Source organism: Aeromicrobium sp. Leaf350 (genome assembly GCF_916858655.1).
Classification (GTDB): Bacteria; Actinomycetota; Actinomycetes; order Propionibacteriales; family Nocardioidaceae; genus Aeromicrobium.
The window spans coordinates 351,380-365,464 of sequence record NZ_CAKASL010000001.1; the positions used below are offsets into that span (position 1 = coordinate 351,380).

The 14,085-nt window shown below is 71.3% G+C and carries 19 protein-coding genes; 8 read left to right on the top strand and 11 right to left on the bottom strand.

What is annotated here, in order from left to right; genetic code table 11:
- The first annotated feature begins 62 nt into the window (after nucleotides 1–62).
- Nucleotides 63–890 (top strand): bifunctional 2-polyprenyl-6-hydroxyphenol methylase/3-demethylubiquinol 3-O-methyltransferase UbiG, encoded by an 828-nt coding sequence (locus LO931_RS01785; RefSeq protein ID WP_229051488.1) that lies wholly within the window; start codon nucleotides 63–65, stop codon nucleotides 888–890.
- Between the two features lie 9 nt (nucleotides 891–899).
- On the opposite strand, the gene LO931_RS01790 is transcribed toward LO931_RS01785, so the two are convergent.
- Nucleotides 900–2,009 carry a GNAT family N-acetyltransferase gene (locus LO931_RS01790; RefSeq protein WP_229051489.1) on the bottom strand — a complete coding sequence of 370 codons (1,110 nt, stop codon included), beginning with the start codon at nucleotides 2,007–2,009 and terminating at the stop codon, nucleotides 900–902.
- 59 nt (nucleotides 2,010–2,068) lie between these two features.
- Between LO931_RS01790 and LO931_RS01795 the strand changes: the two genes are divergently transcribed.
- Nucleotides 2,069–2,479, top strand: a complete 411-nt coding sequence (locus LO931_RS01795) for a hypothetical protein (RefSeq protein WP_229051490.1) — start codon at nucleotides 2,069–2,071, stop codon at nucleotides 2,477–2,479.
- A gap of 12 nt (nucleotides 2,480–2,491) precedes the next feature.
- Here LO931_RS01795 and LO931_RS01800 read toward each other — a convergent pair whose 3' ends face one another.
- Entirely contained in the window at nucleotides 2,492–4,378 is a 1,887-nt protein-coding gene (locus LO931_RS01800; protein WP_229051491.1) for a Na+/H+ antiporter, read from the bottom strand.
- 239 nt (nucleotides 4,379–4,617) lie between these two features.
- Here LO931_RS01800 and LO931_RS01805 point away from each other — a divergent pair, with 239 nt between their 5' ends.
- Nucleotides 4,618–4,944, top strand: a complete 327-nt coding sequence (locus tag LO931_RS01805; RefSeq protein WP_229051492.1) for an antibiotic biosynthesis monooxygenase — start codon at nucleotides 4,618–4,620, stop codon at nucleotides 4,942–4,944.
- Between the two features lie 76 nt (nucleotides 4,945–5,020).
- Here LO931_RS01805 and LO931_RS01810 read toward each other — a convergent pair whose 3' ends face one another.
- Nucleotides 5,021–6,022, bottom strand: coding sequence for a 4-hydroxy-3-methylbut-2-enyl diphosphate reductase (locus tag LO931_RS01810; RefSeq protein WP_229051493.1), 1,002 nt, complete (start codon nucleotides 6,020–6,022; stop codon nucleotides 5,021–5,023).
- Between the two features lie 66 nt (nucleotides 6,023–6,088).
- On the opposite strand from LO931_RS01810, the gene xseA reads away from it, so the two are divergent.
- Both xseA and LO931_RS01820 read left to right on the top strand, forming a co-directional pair.
- The gene (gene xseA, locus LO931_RS01815) at nucleotides 6,089–7,318 is read left to right on the top strand and encodes an exodeoxyribonuclease VII large subunit (RefSeq protein ID WP_229051494.1); all 1,230 of its coding nucleotides are present in this window, start codon (nucleotides 6,089–6,091) and stop codon (nucleotides 7,316–7,318) included.
- Nucleotides 7,311–7,535 carry an exodeoxyribonuclease VII small subunit gene (locus tag LO931_RS01820; protein WP_229051495.1) on the top strand — a complete coding sequence of 75 codons (225 nt, stop codon included), beginning with the start codon at nucleotides 7,311–7,313 and terminating at the stop codon, nucleotides 7,533–7,535. Before xseA ends, LO931_RS01820 begins: the two co-directional genes overlap by 8 nt.
- A 10-nt stretch (nucleotides 7,536–7,545) precedes the next feature.
- Here LO931_RS01820 and LO931_RS01825 read toward each other — a convergent pair whose 3' ends face one another.
- Genes LO931_RS01825 through bla form a run of 4 tightly spaced genes read right to left on the bottom strand, consistent with a single transcriptional unit; the run spans nucleotide 7,546 to nucleotide 10,345 of the window.
- Nucleotides 7,546–8,088 (bottom strand): DUF4245 domain-containing protein, encoded by a 543-nt coding sequence (locus tag LO931_RS01825; protein WP_229051496.1) that lies wholly within the window; start codon nucleotides 8,086–8,088, stop codon nucleotides 7,546–7,548.
- A 4-nt stretch (nucleotides 8,089–8,092) separates the two neighbouring features.
- Nucleotides 8,093–9,202, bottom strand: a complete 1,110-nt coding sequence (prfB, locus tag LO931_RS01830; RefSeq protein WP_229051497.1) for a peptide chain release factor 2 — start codon at nucleotides 9,200–9,202, stop codon at nucleotides 8,093–8,095.
- Between the two features lie 22 nt (nucleotides 9,203–9,224).
- Nucleotides 9,225–9,407 carry a DUF5302 domain-containing protein gene (locus LO931_RS01835; protein WP_229051498.1) on the bottom strand — a complete coding sequence of 61 codons (183 nt, stop codon included), beginning with the start codon at nucleotides 9,405–9,407 and terminating at the stop codon, nucleotides 9,225–9,227.
- A gap of 20 nt (nucleotides 9,408–9,427) precedes the next feature.
- Nucleotides 9,428–10,345 (bottom strand): class A beta-lactamase, encoded by a 918-nt coding sequence (gene bla, locus LO931_RS01840; protein ID WP_229051499.1) that lies wholly within the window; start codon nucleotides 10,343–10,345, stop codon nucleotides 9,428–9,430.
- A 159-nt stretch (nucleotides 10,346–10,504) separates the two neighbouring features.
- On the opposite strand from bla, the gene LO931_RS01845 reads away from it, so the two are divergent.
- The 3 genes from LO931_RS01845 (at nucleotide 10,505) to LO931_RS01855 (ending at nucleotide 12,572) form a co-directional block, all read left to right on the top strand.
- Nucleotides 10,505–11,167 (top strand): hypothetical protein, encoded by a 663-nt coding sequence (locus tag LO931_RS01845; RefSeq protein WP_229051500.1) that lies wholly within the window; start codon nucleotides 10,505–10,507, stop codon nucleotides 11,165–11,167.
- A 53-nt stretch (nucleotides 11,168–11,220) separates the two neighbouring features.
- The gene (locus LO931_RS01850) at nucleotides 11,221–11,910 is read left to right on the top strand and encodes a hypothetical protein (RefSeq protein ID WP_229051501.1); all 690 of its coding nucleotides are present in this window, start codon (nucleotides 11,221–11,223) and stop codon (nucleotides 11,908–11,910) included.
- Nucleotides 11,911–12,407: 497 nt separating this feature from the next.
- Nucleotides 12,408–12,572: a hypothetical protein gene (locus tag LO931_RS01855; RefSeq protein WP_229051502.1), complete on the top strand. Its 165-nt coding sequence runs from the start codon at nucleotides 12,408–12,410 to the stop codon at nucleotides 12,570–12,572.
- Nucleotides 12,573–12,645: 73 nt separating this feature from the next.
- Here the strand turns inward: LO931_RS01855 and LO931_RS01860 are convergent, their stop codons facing one another.
- The 4 genes from LO931_RS01860 to LO931_RS01875 are packed head-to-tail and all read right to left on the bottom strand — an operon-like array spanning nucleotide 12,646 to nucleotide 14,072.
- Nucleotides 12,646–13,062, bottom strand: coding sequence for a pilus assembly protein TadG-related protein (locus tag LO931_RS01860; protein WP_229051503.1), 417 nt, complete (start codon nucleotides 13,060–13,062; stop codon nucleotides 12,646–12,648).
- Nucleotides 13,059–13,496: a hypothetical protein gene (locus tag LO931_RS01865; protein ID WP_229051504.1), complete on the bottom strand. Its 438-nt coding sequence runs from the start codon at nucleotides 13,494–13,496 to the stop codon at nucleotides 13,059–13,061. Before LO931_RS01865 ends, LO931_RS01860 begins: the two co-directional genes overlap by 4 nt.
- On the bottom strand, nucleotides 13,493–13,900 hold the full coding sequence (locus tag LO931_RS01870) for a TadE/TadG family type IV pilus assembly protein (protein ID WP_229051505.1): 408 nt from the start codon (nucleotides 13,898–13,900) through the stop codon (nucleotides 13,493–13,495). The genes LO931_RS01865 and LO931_RS01870 overlap by 4 nt, the downstream gene beginning before the upstream one ends.
- A complete protein-coding gene (locus LO931_RS01875) occupies nucleotides 13,893–14,072 on the bottom strand; it encodes a hypothetical protein (protein ID WP_229051506.1) in 180 nt (59 codons plus the stop codon). The genes LO931_RS01870 and LO931_RS01875 overlap by 8 nt, the downstream gene beginning before the upstream one ends.
- Between the last annotated feature and the right edge of the window lie 13 nt (nucleotides 14,073–14,085).

Genomic DNA, 14,085 nt, shown 5'->3' on the forward strand with positions numbered 1-14,085 from the left:
TGGCCTCGAATCGCCGGTCGAGGGACCCGCTCGACGTCCGCGCGGCTCGTTAGGGTCGGACCGTGACCGACGACTACCTCGCGCTCAACCGCGCCATGTGGGACAGCCGCGCCGCTGCCCACGCCGGCTCCGTCGACTACGACGTCGAACGGTTCCACCGCGACCCCGCCGCCATCAGCGACGTGGTCCGCTTCGACCTGCCCCGGCTGGGCGACGTGACGGGACTCGACACCGCGCACCTGCAGTGCCACATCGGCACCGACACCCTGAGCCTGCACCGCCTCGGCGCGCGCGTGACCGGCCTCGACCTCTCCCCCGCGTCGCTCGAGCAGGCGCGCCGTCTCGCGACCGTGACCGGCGCCGACATCTCCTACGTCGAGGCCGACGCGTACGACGCCGTCGCGGCGCTCGGCGCGACGTACGACCTCGTCTACACCGGGATCGGCGCCATCATCTGGCTGCCGAGCATCGACCGGTGGGCCGAGGTCGTCGCCGAGCTGCTCCGGCCGGGCGGCCGGCTGTTCATCCGCGAGGGTCATCCCATGCTCGGGACGCTGGAGCCGGTCGACGGGCGCGCGGAGCTCACCTACCCCTACTTCGAGCACGAGGACCCGCTGGTCTTCGACGGCGACGAGACCTACGTCGACACCGACGAGCAGCTCGAGTCCCTGCCCAGCCACGAGTGGCAGCACGGCATCGGCGAGATCCTCACCGCCGTCCTGCGGCACGGCCTCGTCGTCGAGTCGTTCACCGAGCACGACAGCGTCCCGTGGCGCGCCCTGCAGGAGCTGATGGAGCCCCACCCCGACCACCCGGGCGAGTTCCGCCTCGCCGACCGGCCCGAGCGGCTCGCAGCCAGCTTCACGCTCACGGCACGCAAGCCGGGCTAGGCGACTTCCTCAGCGAGGAGCCGCTTCGGTGGCGAGGCGGAACGCCCGCACCGTCGTGTCGTACCAGTCGTCGCGCGGACCGAGGTCGGTCATGCCCAGCCGCCCGCACACCGCCTGGGAGGGAGCGTTCGCGGGATCGGTGACGGCGTACACCTCGGTGATGCCACCGGCAGCCGCTCGCTCCACGAGGGCTCGCGCCGCCTCGGTGGCGTAGCCGTGGCCCTGGGCGCGCGGGAAGAAGTGCCAGCCGATCTCGTGGTCGTGGCGGTCGACGCCCGAGCTGGCGGGCAGCGGCCCGAGCATGACCTGTCCGATCGGGCGGTCATCACCCTTCACGCACACCGCGAAGATCGCTGCGGCCGGATGCGTTCCGGCACGGCCGGGCTGGTTGGCCAGGCCGATGCGCACCTCCTCGCGGGTGCGCGGCCGGCGCGGCCCGCTCCAGCGCGCGACCTCGGGCAGAGCGAACAGCTCGGCGAGCACGTCGAGGTCGTGGCGGGTGAAGCGCCGCAGCACGAGCCGCTCGGTCTCGACGTGCGCGAGGTGCTCCGACCTCAGCGCGAAGAGCTGGCTGTCGCCGCCGTACCAGGGATCGGGCAGCACCCCGCGGTCGAAGGCACCGAGTCGACGAGCCACCGCGGCGGAGGCGACGTTCTCGGGATACATGCCGATGACCAGCTCGTCGAGGCCGGCGGTGAACGCCTGGTGCGCGAGGATGCGTGCCGCCGTGCTGGCGTAGCCGTGGCCGTGCGCGTCGGGATGGAGGTGCCAGCCCAGCTGGTACTCCCCCACGAATCCACCGTCGATGCGATCGCAGTGCGACACGAGCACCGTGCCCACGACCCGGCCGGTGTCGTGGGCGACGATCGCGCGGAACGCGCACAGCGGGTCGTCGGCCTCGATCCTGAGGTACTCGTCGACGCGGGCCACGGCCGCAGCCTCGTCGGGCATGAGGTGGAACGGCGGGTTGTCGAGCCAGCGCACGACCTCGAGCAGCGAGTGGATCGCGAGCACGTCCGCCGCGTCCTCGTGGCGATACGGGCGCAGCGTGAACCGCTCGGTCGTGACGTCGGGGTACCAGCCCCGCAGCTCATCCCGGGACTCCTCGGTGGTCGACACGGCTCCAGTCTGCCTTCCGCGTCCGACGGAACGTCAGACCCGGGGCCTACCGTCATGACATGGCTGGAATGGCGGCGCCTGCCGCCCTCGCGCAGCGCGACCTCACCCTCGCCGGGGCCGCGTGCGGAGCAGCGCTCCTGATCGGGGCAGCCGCACTGCTCGACCTGGCCGACGGGCGCCTCGGCGTCGTCACGTCCGTCGCGGTGGTCATGGCGTCGCTTACCGTGCCGCTCGCCGTGGCACCCCACCAGCTGTGGAACACGCTCTTCGCTCCCCCGGTGCTCCTGGTCGGCACCCTCGTCGTCGTGGCCATGGTCGCCCCGGGCGCCATCGCCCCCGACGGCATGCCCGAGTCGGCCGGTCGCGCGGGGCGGGTGCTCGCCGGCACCGTCAGCAACGGCATCACGCTCGCGCTCGCCGAGGTGCTTGCGCTGGCCGCGATCGGCCTGCGCCGCCTCGGGCTGCGCTAGCGAGCGAGGGGCCTAGCCGGTCTCCTCGTCGACGAAGCACCAGCGCCAGGCCTCGCCCGGCTCGAAGCTGCGCATCACCGGGTGACCGGAGTCGTGGAAGTGCTGCGTGGCGTGACGGCCCTCGGAGGAGTCGCAGCACCCGACGTGACCGCAGGTCATGCAGATGCGCAGGTGCACCCACGTGGCCCCGGTCTCCAGGCACTCCGCACAGCCCGTGGGCGTGAGGGGCTTGGGCACCTCGCACGCCTGACGCAGGTGCTCGCACGCGCCCGCGGGGTCGTAGCTCGAGCGGAGGTCGGTCTCGCGTCCCTCGGTCGACTCGTCCTCGGCCAGCCGGTCGAGGATCGACTCCTCCACGTCGAGCGCGTAGAGCACGCGCTGCAGCACGGACTGGTCGACGGTGCCCTCGCCGCGGATGCGGATCAGCTCAGCGCGCTCGCGTGCCAGGGTGGCGGCGCGGGCCCTGCTGTACTGCGCGGCAGGGGTGTCGACGCTGCCGAGGCGCTCCCAGATCGCGTTCGCCCGGTCGGCCGCGCGGTTGCGCAGTCGCTCGAGGACCTCGTCGGACACCGTGCCGGCGATCTCCTCCTCGAGGTAGCGCAGGCCCGCGTTCGAGGCGGCCTGGTGGACGGCGGCCTCCTGGAGGTGGTCCTCGTGCCGGTCCGGCCCGGTCACGCCCAGGATGCGCACGAGCCACGGGAGGGTGAGTCCCTGCAGCATGAGCGTCCCGACCGTGACGACGAACGCGATCACCACGAGCACGTCGCGGTGCGGCGTGTCGGCGGGCAGCAGGAAGACCGCGGCCAGCGTCACGACACCGCGCATGCCGGCCCAGCCGATCAGCAGCGGCGTCGTCCAGTGCGGGGCCGGGTCGCGGCGACGCACCGACGGGATCAGGCGCGGCAGGTAGGTCGCGGGGAAGATCCAGATCAGGCGGATGCCGATGACCGCGGCCAGCACGATGAGGCTCACCGCGATCACGCGGCCGGTGCTCAGCTCGCTCTCGCCGGCGTCGGAGAGGATCGACTGCACCTGCAGCCCGATCAGCAGGAACGTCGTGTTCTCCAGGACGAACGAGATCGTGGCCCAGTTCATGCGCTCGAACAGGCGCGACGTGGCCGACTGGATGATCGGCGACTTGTGGCCCAGCAGCAGCCCGGCCACGACGACCGCCAGCACGCCCGACGCGTGGGCGTCGGTGCCCGCCCAGTGGATCTCCTCGGCCGGCACGTAGGCGAGCCACGGGGTCAGCAGCGAGAGCGAGACGTCGGTGAGGTCGTCGGTGATCCGCTTGCGCACCTGCACCACCGCGAACGCCACGACCACGCCCACCAGCACGCCGCCGAGCGCGGAGACGACGAACTCGATGCCGATCTCGAACAGGCTGACCGAGCCCGCGATCGCGGCGATCGACGTGCGCAGCAGCACGATCGCGGTCGCGTCGTTGACGAGGCTCTCGCCCTCGAGGATCGTCACGACCCGTCGCGGCAGGCCGATGCGGCGCGCGACCGCCGTCGCGGCGACGGCGTCCGGCGGTGCCACGACCGCGCCCAGCGCGAGGCCGACGGCGAGCGGCACGTCGAGCAGTGCCTGGGTCAGGAAGCCGATCACGACCGCGGTCACGATCACGAGCGCGATGCTCAGCAGCGCGATGGGCCGGCGGTTCGCGCGGAAGTCGACCAGCGGGGTGCGGATCGCGGCGGCGTAGAGCAGCGGTGGCAGCAGGCCGACGAGCACGATCTCGGCCGTCAGCTCGACGTCCGGGATGAACGGCACGTACGAGGCGGCGATGCCGAAGACGATCAGCACGAGGGGCGCGGCGACGGGCAGCCGGCCGGCGACGGTCGAGACGGCGACCGCCAGGCTCACGGCGACGACGATGGTGAGGGCGGTGTCCACCGTCCTATGGTGTCAGGAAGGTCGTGGCGTCAGCCGACGATTCGCACCCAGAGCCCTCGCGCCCACCGTCGAGCGGTGAGTTATGAACCTTTCCTCGGGCCCGGCGGTGAGATTGTGACGTCAAACCCACCGTGACACGTCACTAGCTCACCGCTCCGGGGTTCGACACGTCAATAACTCACCGCCCCGGGGGTGGGACGGGGGTGGGTGGCGGTCGAGGGCCTGACAGGATCGGTCGCATGACCGTCATCAAGATCAATGCGATCACCGTTCCGAAGGATTCTGGCGACGAGCTCGCCCACCGCTTCGCCGCCCGCGCGGGTGCCGTCGACGGGGCCGAGGGGTTCGAGGGGTTCGAGCTGCTCAAGCCGACCGACGAGCGCGACCAGTGGCTCGTCCTCAGCCGCTGGCGCGACGAGGAGACCTTCCAGGCGTGGGTCGCCTCCCCCGCCTTCGCGCACGGGCACCGCTCCGCCTCCGAGCGCAGCGGCGGCGAGCCCGCCAAGCCCGTCTCGACCCACAGCGAAGTGTGGAGCTACGAGGTGGCCGGCGGTTCCGAGGGCTGACCACGCTGTGCGCCCAGATGTGCGGAGCTGAGCCTCAGAAATCGCACAACTGGGCGCACATCTGGGTCGGCGGGCGTCAGGGCTTGCTGGTGGCGGCGCCGGCGGCCTTCATGTCGCGGCGCAGCTCCGGCGGGAGCGCGAAGATCAGGCTCTCGTCGGCGGTGCGGATGGCGCGGGCGTCGCCGATGCCCCGCTCCGCGAGGTAGCCGAGCACGTCCTGCACGAGGTCGTCGGGCACCGAGGCGCCGGACGTGACCCCCACCGTGGAGACGCCTTCGAGCCAGGCGTCGTCGATCTCGGTGATGTCGTCGATGCGGTACGAGGCGGCGGCTCCGGCCTCGAGCGCGACCTCGACGAGGCGCACCGAGTTGGAGCTGTTGGCCGAGCCCACCACGATCACGAGGTCGGCGTCCTTCGCGATCTCCTTGACCGCCACCTGACGGTTCTGGGTGGCGTAGCAGATGTCGTCGGAGGGCGGGTCCTCCAGCTGCGGGAACTTCTCGCGCAGCCGGCGGACGGTCTCCATGGTCTCGTCGACGCTCAGCGTCGTCTGCGAGAGCCACGACAGCGCCGTGCCCTCGGGGAACTCGAGGGCGTCGACGTCGTCAGGGTGCTCGACGAGGGTGATGTGCTCGGGCGCCTCGCCCGCGGTGCCCTCGACCTCTTCGTGTCCCTCGTGCCCGATCAGCAGGATCTGCTTGCCCTCCTGGGCGAAGCGGCGGGCCTCGTGGTGGACCTTCGTGACGAGCGGGCACGTGGCGTCGATCGTCTTGAGGCTGCGCTCGGCGGCCTCCTCGTGCACCATCGGCGAGACGCCGTGGGCGCTGAACACGACCGTGGCACCCTCGGGCACCTCGTCGAGCTCCTCGACGAAGATCGCGCCGCGCGCGGCGAGGTCGTTCACGACGTGCTTGTTGTGCACGATCTGCTTGCGCACGTAGACGGGCGCGCCGTAGAGGTCGAGCGCCTTCTCGACGGTGATGACCGCGCGGTCGACGCCGGCGCAGTAGCCGCGGGGATCGGCAAGGAGCACCTGGCCGCCGACGGAGGGCATGCCGAGCGTGACCGAGGAAGACATGCGTCCATCGTAACGGCCCGACATGAGCGGGCGACGACGTCCGAGGCTCCCTCTAGGGTGGCCGCCATGGCCCTCGACACCAGCGCGGACTCCCCCGCGCCCCTGCGCACGATCTCGCAGGCCGTCGGCGAGTACATCGGCCGGCTCGGCGCGGTGTGGGTCGAGGCCGAGGTCGCCCAGCTCAACCGGCGCCCCGGCATCTGCTTCCTCACCCTGCGCGACCTCGAGGCGAAGGTGTCGATGGGCGCCAAGTGCCACGTGAGCGTGCTCGACGCGTGCGCCGCGCCCGTCACGGCCGGCGCCCGCGTCGTCGTGCACGCCAAGCCCACGTACTACGGCCCGAACGGCAGCCTGTCGCTCGACGTCCGCGAGATCCGTCCCGCCGGCGAGGGCGAGCTGCTCGCCCAGCTCGAGCGCCGCAAGCAGCTGCTCGCCGCCGAGGGTCTGTTCGAGCCGCGGTGGAAGAAGGCCCTGCCGGTCCTGCCGCTCGGCATCGGCCTGGTCACGGGGCGTGCCTCCGCGGCCGAGCGCGACGTGCTCGAGAACGTCCGCCTGCGCTGGGCCGCCGCGCCCATGCACGTGCGACACGCCCTCATGCAGGGGCCGGAGTCGGCGCGAGCGGTCATCGCCGCCGTGGCCGAGCTCGACGCAGACCCGACCGTCGACGTCATCGTCGTGGCCCGCGGCGGTGGTTCCGTCGAGGACCTCCTGCCGTTCAGCGACGAGGCGCTCGTGCGCGCCGTGTTCGCCTGCACCACGCCGGTCGTGTCGGCCATCGGCCACGAGCCCGACACCCCACTGCTCGACCTCGTTGCCGACCTGCGGGCCTCCACGCCCACCGACGCCGCCAAGCGCATCGTGCCCGACGCCGCGGTCGAGCTCGAGGCCATCGCCTCGGTGCGCCAGCGCTCCCGCCAAGCCGTGCACCGACTGCTCGACCGCGAGCTGCACGGCCTTGCCGCCATCCGCAGTCGTCCGGCGCTCGCCCGGCCCACCACCCTCGTCGACGCCCAGGCCGAGCTCGTGCTCACGGCCCGCGACCGCACCCGGCGCGCCCTCGAGCTGCGGCTCGACCGCGCCCGCGACGAGGTCGGCCACCACCTGGCTCGGGTCCGCGGGCTCTCGCCGCTGGCCACGCTGCAGCGCGGCTACGCCGTCGCCCAGGCACCCGACGGCACCGTCCTCACCTCGGTGCACGACACACCCGACGAGATCCACGTGCGGCTCGCCGACGGCCACGTCGTCACGCAGCGCACCTCCATCCACCCCGACCCGCAGGAGCACGTCGATGAGTGAGTCCCCCACGCCCCAGCAGCCCGAGATCAGCTACGAGCAGGCCCGCGACGAGCTCGTCGCCACGGTGCAGCGGCTCGAGACCGGCGGCACCACGCTCGAGGAGTCCCTCGCGCTGTGGGAGCGCGGCGAGGAGCTGGCGCGCATCTGTCAGACGTGGCTCGACGGTGCCCGCGAGCGGCTCGCCGCCGCCACGGGCGAGGGCGAGGACGACGAGTGACTCGCCGCTCTCAGTCGGCGGTCAGGAGGGTGACGTAGCGCTCGACGTCCTCGAACGGAGCCGTGCTGGTGGTCACGAGGGTCGTGACCTCGGGCGTCACCTGCACCAGCGTGATGCGGTCCTTCGGACCGTCGAAGCGCTGCCACGTCGCGCCGGCGATCTCGACCGTTCCGGCCTCCGTGGCGCCGTCGGCGTGCACCTCGAGCAGGTCGTCGAGCTCGACCTTCTCCTGCTCCAGACCGATGTAGCGGTCGTCCGCCGTCAGCACGCCGAGGTGCCACGGCTGCGTGCCGCCCGGGGTGAACCTCACGCCGTTGGCGCGCCAGTCCTTCGGCAGCGACGCGGGTGCGAGCAGCGGGTACGTGGCCGCCTGACGGGCACTTGTGGCGGTGCTGGCGTACTCGACGTCGCGCACCGGGTCGTCAGGGGTGTTGGTGTGCAGCAGCCCGAACGCCCAGATCGCGAGCACGATCAGGCCCATCACGACGACGCTGCGGACGATGTCGCCGATCGCGGGGTTGCCGCGCGAACGCTGCGGCGCCGGTGAGCTCATCGACTCACGCGGTCTGCGACTCGCGACGCCAGCGGATGCCGGCCTCGATGAACTCGTCGATCTCACCGTCGAGCACGGCCTGGGTGTTGCCCGACTCGTGCTCCGTGCGCAGGTCCTTGACCAGCTGGTACGGGTTCAGCACGTAGTTGCGCATCTGGTCGCCCCAGGAGGCGTTGGCGTCGCCGCGCAGCTCGTCGAGCTCGGCGCGCTCCTCGGCCTTCTTCAGGGCGAGCAGCTTGGCGCGGAGGATCACCATCGCGCTGGCCTTGTTCTGCAGCTGGCTCTTCTCGTTCTGGCAGCTCACGACGGTGCCCGTGGGGAGGTGGGTCAGGCGCACGGCCGAGTCGGTCGTGTTGACGCTCTGCCCGCCCGGTCCGCTCGAGCGGTAGACGTCGACGCGGATCTCCTCGTCGGGGATGTCGATCTCGTCGGTCTGCTCGAGCACCGGCACGACCTCGACGGCCGCGAACGACGTCTGGCGGCGGCCCTGGTTGTCGAACGGCGAGATGCGCACGAGGCGGTGGGTGCCCGACTCGACCGACAGCGTGCCGTAGGCGTAGGGCACCTTGACGGAGAACGTGGACGACTTGATGCCCGCGCCCTCGGCCCACGACGTGTCGTAGACCTCGACGGGGTACTTGTGGCGCTCGGCCCAGCGCACGTACATGCGCTGCAGCATCTCGGCGAAGTCGGTGGCGTCGTCGCCGCCGGCGCCGGAGCGGATCGTGACGATGGCCTCGCGCTCGTCGTACTCGCCCGAGAGCAGCGTGCGCACCTCGAGGCTCTCGACCAGCGCCCGCAGGCGACCGATCTCGGTCTCGGCCTCGGCGAGGGAGTCGGCGTCGCCCTCCTCCTGGGAGAGCTCGACCAGCACCTGCACGTCGTCGAGACGGGCGCGCAGCCCCTCGACCCGCTCGACCTCGGCCTGGAGCACTGAGAGCCGACCGGTCACGCGCTGGGCGTTGGCCTGGTCGTCCCAGAGGTCCGGTGCGCCGACCTGCTCCTGCAGCTCATCGATCTCGGCCTGCAGCTTGGGCAGGTCGAGGACCTTCTCGATCGACGTCATCGTCGTGTCGAGGTCCTTGATGAGCTCGGAGAAGTCAACGGCAGCCACGGGCTGAGGCTACCTCGTCGGGTCAGACGCTCTTGCGGCGGAACTCCGGCGACTGCGTCGGACCGTTGGCGCCGTGCGACTTCTCGCTGCCGTCGTGAGCGGCACCCTCGGCAGTCGCGTGGTGCTTGCTCTTCTTCTTCTCGAGAGCCTCGCGGAACTTGGCCTTCATGTCGGCCTTCGGGTCGTTCTCAGAGGAATCAGCCATGACCGCACCATAGCCCTGTTTCATCGGGCGAAGGTCTCGGCGACCACGCGCATCGCGTCGGCGACCGCCGCATCGACCGTGTCGGCGTCCTCGTCGTCGCGCGACGTGAGGATCGCGACGACGATCGGGTCGCGGCCCGGGGGCCACACCACGGCGATGTCGTTGCGGGTGCCGTAGCTGCCCGAGCCCGTCTTGTCGGCGACCTGCCAGTCGGCCGGCACCCCGGCGCGGATCAGCGCTTCGCCCGTGGTGTTGCGCAGCATCAGGTCGACGAGGACCTCGCGGTTCTCGGCCGCGGCGCCGTCGACCGCGTAGTACGTGAGCGTGTCGGCGATGGCCCGCGGCGTGGTGGTGTCGCGCTCGTCGCCGGGCGTCGCCTCGTTGAGACCCGGCTCGTTGCGGGAGGAGTTGGTGACGTCGTCGCCCACGGCTCGCAGCGCCGCCTGGAAGCCGGCCGGGCCCCCGAGCTGCTCCAGCAGCAGGTTGCCCGCCGCGTTGTCGCTGAACCGCACGGTCGCGTCGGCGAGCTCGCCGACCGTCATGCTCGTGCGTCCCGCGGCCAGCGCGGCCTCGACCTGCGGCGCGTACGCCACCAGGTCGGCCTCCGAGATCGGGATGCTCAGCTCGAGCACGCTCACGGACCGCTCCTCGACGAGAGCACCCACGAGCAGCGCCTTGAAGGTGGAGGCGAACGCGAAGCGCTCGTCGGCGCGCTGCTCGATGCGGTCTCCCGAGGCGGTGTCGATGGCGTAGACGCCCAGGCGCACGTCGTGCTGCTGCTCCACGGCGGCCAGCTCGGCGGACCGGTCGATCACCTCACCCTCCACCGGAGCAGCGGTCGACGGGTCGGGCCCAGGATCCGCATCATCACCTCCCGAGCACGCACCCGTGCCCACGAGCAGCACCACCGCCAGCGTCATCGCCCCGAATCCACGCATGCCCGACAGTCCATCACACGGTCACCGCGGTGAGACGTCCGGCGGATCGGTCGCCGGAACCGGCAGGATGCAGCAAGATGTTGCGCCAGGAGCGGGAACATTCCTCGTCACCGCTCGCTCTCAACGTTCGAACCAGTCCCCGAGCCGAAGGTGCGAACCATGTCGTCCCAGGTCCCCGGCCCTGTGCCACCGCCGTCAGAGCCCACTCCTCCCGGCTACGGCGCACCGGCGCCCACGCCCCCCGCGTACGGCGCCCCGGGCCAGCCCGCGTACGCCGCTCCCGGCGGTGGCGGTGGCTACGGCGGAGGCGGCTACCAGCCGCCGGCCCCGCCCAAGGGCGGTGGCGGAGGCGGCAAGACCGGCCTGATCATCGGCATCGTGGTCGCGGCCCTCGTACTGGTGGCCGGCGGCGCCACGGCGCTCATCCTGATCCTCACGGGTGGCGACGACTCCGACGACGAGGGCGGCGACGACACCACCACCGAGACCGACGAGGGCTACATCACCGCGGTCGAGGACTACTTCGCCGCGTACGACGACGGCGACTGCGCCACGATCCTCGACATCTACCCCGACCAGTTCGCGGACGTCGAGGAGTGCGAGGACGAGTACCCGTACACCGATCCCGACGACGTCGAGATCGAGATCTCGAGCATCGAGGCGACCGACGTCGACGACGAGGCCGACGCGACCGAGGCCACTGTCGAGGTCTCGTTCACCGAGGTCAACCTCGAGGACGACTCCGAGGACGACTACTCGGTCGAGTTCACCCTCGAGAAGGACGGCAACGCCTGGATCGTCGTCGAGTACGACTCGGTCTGACCCAGCACTTCTTCACCCACCCTCCTGCCCAGACGAAGGAATAGCGTGACGTCATGAGCTACGACCCGAACACCCCGCCGCCGTCCGGCAACTACCCGCCGGGGCAGGCCTCGCCGCCCCCCGGTGGAGGCTTCCCGCCCCCGGGTGGAGGCTTCCCGCCCCCCGGTGGTGGCGGATTCCCGCCTCCCGGCGGCCCCACCCCGCCCAACGGTGGTGGAGGCGGCTCGAAGACCGGCCTGATCATCGGCATCGTCGTCCTCGCCGTGCTGCTGCTCGGTGGCGGCGCGACGGCCGCCGTGCTGCTGCTCAGCGGTGGCGACGACGACAAGGACACGGACACGCGCTCGAGCACCGAGCCGACCGACGACCCGACCGACGAGCCCACCGATGACGACGAGGACGAAGAGGTCGATCTCGACGACGGCCCGTGGGTCGACACGGTCGAGGACTTCACCGTCGCGTACTACGACGGCGACTGCGCCGCCCTCCTCGAGATCGCCCCGGGCAACTGGCCGGACGAGGCAACCTGCCTCGGCGACCTGAACTCGGAGAACTTCTCGCTCGACGACTACGACATCACCACGACGTCGCTCGACGACGAGCAGGACCCGACCGAGGCGACCGTCGAGATCGAGTACTCGATCTCCGACGACACCTCGGGCGCCGAGGAGAACTACGTCACGACCTTCACGATCACGGACGACGGCAGCAACTGGGTCGTCACCGACTTCCGTACCGCCTGAGGTTCGAGCGTCAGCTCACGACTCCGCCCCGGCCACGCATCGCGTGGCCGGGGCGGAGTCACGTCCAGACCTGGCCCCTGCGTCTCCCCCACGCGGCAGCAGAGGCACTGGAGGTGAGGTGCCAAGCGCCGCGGCACTCTGCGCACGGATAGACGGCTCGTTCCACGCGGCCCTTGCGGCGCATGGCGTCGAGCGCGCGGACGGCGTGCCATCGACTCGGAAACGACTTCTTTGAACAGCCCATCGCGGGCTCCTCTCAACAGGTTTCGATGAGAGGTGCCCGTCCGACTTGAATGTCGTCGACACCACGGCGCCCGGCTAAATCCGTAGAGGCACTCGCGATGGATCGCGCTTCTCGCCCAGGCTACGACCGATCCGTGGCCGATGTCGATAGCCAGTATTCGCGCGACAGTCCACGCCACTGTGGCCCGGGACGGACCGTGACGATGTCTGGTGGTTGCTGCTCGGTACGAGTCCGCATCAGGAAGAATCAGCCCATGACGTACAAGCCCGGCGATCTGGTTCGGTACACGGCCGCTCCGGTCTTCGACGGAGTGATCGACACGGGCGACATCGGTGTGGTGACTCGGGTGGTCGACGGGTGGGTCCACGCGGTGTGGCCGTCGGGCGTCAAGGGCAGTGTTCCGACGTCCAACGTCTAACGGGCACGGCGAACCTGAGAGCCACGGAGCCGGCCGAGGTTTCGAGGCTCGCATCGCAGGCGGCGTTCGCACCTCAACCGGCGGGTGGTGGTGCGGGGCGGAGCTGGCCTGAGGCCTCGGCGACGATCGTGGTCGCGCCGGCGAGGCCGGGTGGTGCGAGCGGTAGCGTGATGTCGCGCTCGAGGCGGACGGTGACGGTGTCGTCACTGAGCCGAACGTCGACCACGCGCACTCCTGGCGACCCGGCGACGTGGTCGGCCACGCGAGCGCGAGCCGCTGCGGGGTCGATCGTCGTGACGCCCGAGGTGTAGAAGGCGTCGAGGTCGAGCGCGTCGGACGCGGCGATGACGGCACCGTCGGCGAGACCGTTGAGCCGTTGCCGCTCGAGAAAGGCGTCGGAGGCGTTGATGACGACGACCCCGAGCAGGCCGAGGACGGCGAAGAAGCCGACCGTGACGAGCGTGATCTGCCCTCCGTCGCGCCTCCTCACGGTCGGCCCTCGCGGTAAGTGCCGTAGGCCTCGACGTGGGTCGCGTCGACCGTGAGCACACCGATGCTCTCGCCGAGCACGGACGGCAGCAGTGGCAGCGGTTGGTCGACCGTCACGACCACCCGCACGCTCGAGCCGGGCTGTAGGCAGTCGGACGGCGTGGGCCGGCACTCGACGTCGACCTGCGCGTCCGTGACGTCGTGGTCGGCCAGAGCCACGAGGGCTGCCTGCTCGGCCCGCGCCTGACCAGTCACGACGTCCGGCGCGCGCACGAACGCGTGCCCGGCGGCCTGGCTGGCGGAGGAGACGGCGAAGGCGGCCCGCTGCGCCTCGAACACCGACAGCAGCAGGTAGACGAGCGGCACGATCAGCAGGACCGTCAGCCACACGAGCTCGACCGTGGCGGCGCCGCGCTCGCACCTCCCCCGCCTCACGGCGCGACCTCGCTGACCGCGTGACCCGTCACCTCGACGGTGAAGGCGGGTCCGAGGAGGCCGAGCGCTGGCACCTCGCTGACCACCGTGACCGCCACCCCCGGCGCTCCCGCGACCGTCGTCGGCGTGACCGAGACCTCCGTGACGAACCGGTCGCTGATGCCGGCGTCGACCTGCGCGCGCGTGCGCCGCTCCCCCGCTCCCGGAGGGGCGTCGAGCGCAGCTTGCGTGCGCGCACCCTCGGCCGCTGCGGCCGTCGTGACGTTGCGGACGTGCATCACGAGAGCGAGCTGCATGATGCCGAGCACGAGCGGGAGGACGAGCAGCATGACGAGCACGAAGTCGACCACGGCGGCACCACTCTCGGTGCTGCCGCGGCGAGCTCGGTGCCGCTGCTCAGCCACCGACCGACGCCAGCGCCTGCTCGAGGATGCGGGCGAGCTCCGGGCCGGCGATCGCCGTCAGGATGGCCACGATGCCCGCCGACATCACGGTGATCATGACCCAGCCGGGGACGTCTCCGTCCTCGCCGTGGTGCGGCGGTCTCAGCAACGGGGTGACGAGCTTGCGGGACATGGCGGTTCCTCTC